General features: G+C 65.1%; 1 protein-coding gene. It reads right to left on the bottom strand.

All coding sequences use genetic code 11. The features are described 5' to 3' along the window. Window positions 1-33: 33 nt before the first annotated feature. Entirely contained in the window at window positions 34-1,362 is a 1,329-nt protein-coding gene (locus tag QSK31_RS48430) for an IS4 family transposase (protein ID WP_285691982.1), read from the bottom strand. Window positions 1,363-1,514: the final 152 nt, after the last annotated feature.

Genomic DNA, 1,514 nt, shown 5'->3' with positions numbered 1-1,514 from the left:
CAACGTCGTTCAGTTAAGGCTCTGTGGTGGTGGTCAAGGGTCGGGAATGATGATGGCGATGCTGGTGGTGGCTTGGTAGCTGCGCCGGTTGATGTTTGGTCCGCGGGCTTGGTATTTGCTGTTTGAGCGTTTGATCATGCGGGTTTTGGTGCGGATCCGGCGTTCGGGCAGCAGGTTGGCCAGGATCTGGGCGCCGATGACGCCGACCAGGTCGATGACGGTGCCGGTGATGATCCCGGCGGCGTGCACGATTTGGTCGCGGGCGGTGTTCAGGGCGGTGGTGAAGCTGGCTCGGTCGGGGTCGACGCCGGGCTGGCTGTCGGTGGCGTCGGTCATGGCGGTGCGTAGCAACTGGTAGACGATGAGCAGGGCGTAGAGCTCTTGTTCGATGCCGTCGGGGGTGCGGGCGCGTAGGACGCGTCCGCCCAGGATCGAGGATTTGAGTTCGAGGTAGGCGGTCTCGATCTCCCAGCGTTCGTGGTAGAGCCGGATCAGTTCGCCTGCCGGGTGGGTGTGGGGGTCGAGCAGGGTGGTCAGTAGCCGGTAGTGCCCGGTGTGGGTGCCTTGGGTGGTCGTGATGCTGATCTGGGCTTCGATGACCCGGACGGTCAGGGTGCCGATGCGCGACAGCCAGGATCCGTCGTTCAGGCGTCGCATTATCGGTAGCCGGCGGTTGGCCTTGGCGCGGATCAGCAGGTGAGCGCCGGTCGCGGCGATGGTGCTCAGCAGCTCCGCGGCGGCGTAGTAGCGGTCGGCCAGTAGCAGCATCCCCGGTTGCAGATTGCGGGCCAGGGCGCGGGCCTGGTCGAGTTCGCCGACGTTGACCGGGTCGAACACGGCATCGATCACCGAGCGGGTGCCGCAGGTCAATAAGGCACTCAGCCGTAGTTGCGGATAACCGGAACTGGTCTCGTTGTTGCAGCGGTGTTTGGTGTATCGGCTGGTGTTAGCCGGTGAGTCCGCGACGACCAGGGTGGTGCCGTCGATGGCGGCCAGCAGCAGGCCCCGCCACCGCACCTGCGTGGCGGTGGTGACGGCCGGGCCGCGTACCAGGTCGAACAACGCCCGCACCGGTTGCGGGCCAAGACGCTGCCGGGCCTGACGTAAAGCGCTGCCGGTGGGCACCACGATCGGCAGGCCGTGCAGACCGCTGACAAGTTTCGCCCAGACCTGCCGGTAGCCCAGATCAGCGAACAAGCAGCCCGCGAGTAGCAGATACATCACGACCCGGGCGGGTAGCAGCCGTACCCGTGACTGCGTGCGCCGGGTCGTGGCCAAGACGTCATCGACCATCTCGAACGGTATGAGCCGGGTCAGCTCGCCCAGATGACCGGGCGCGAACACTCCTGCGGCTACCGCCACCGTTCGGGTTATGGCAATCTGATCAGCCAGCGGAGCTCCCGTGTTCAGGGCGTCTTAGAGTGACCACCCTCTATACAGGAGCTCCGCTGCTTACGTCTCAGACACGCCTTGACGATCACCACACCGGCTTAACTGAACGACGTTGGGTCTAG

Origin of the sequence: Actinoplanes sp. NBRC 103695, assembly GCF_030269485.1 — a bacterium.
In the GTDB taxonomy this organism is placed as follows: Bacteria; Actinomycetota; Actinomycetes; order Mycobacteriales; family Micromonosporaceae; genus Actinoplanes.
The sequence above is the reverse complement of the archived record's forward strand: the minus strand, read 5'-3'. Positions and strand labels throughout refer to the sequence as shown.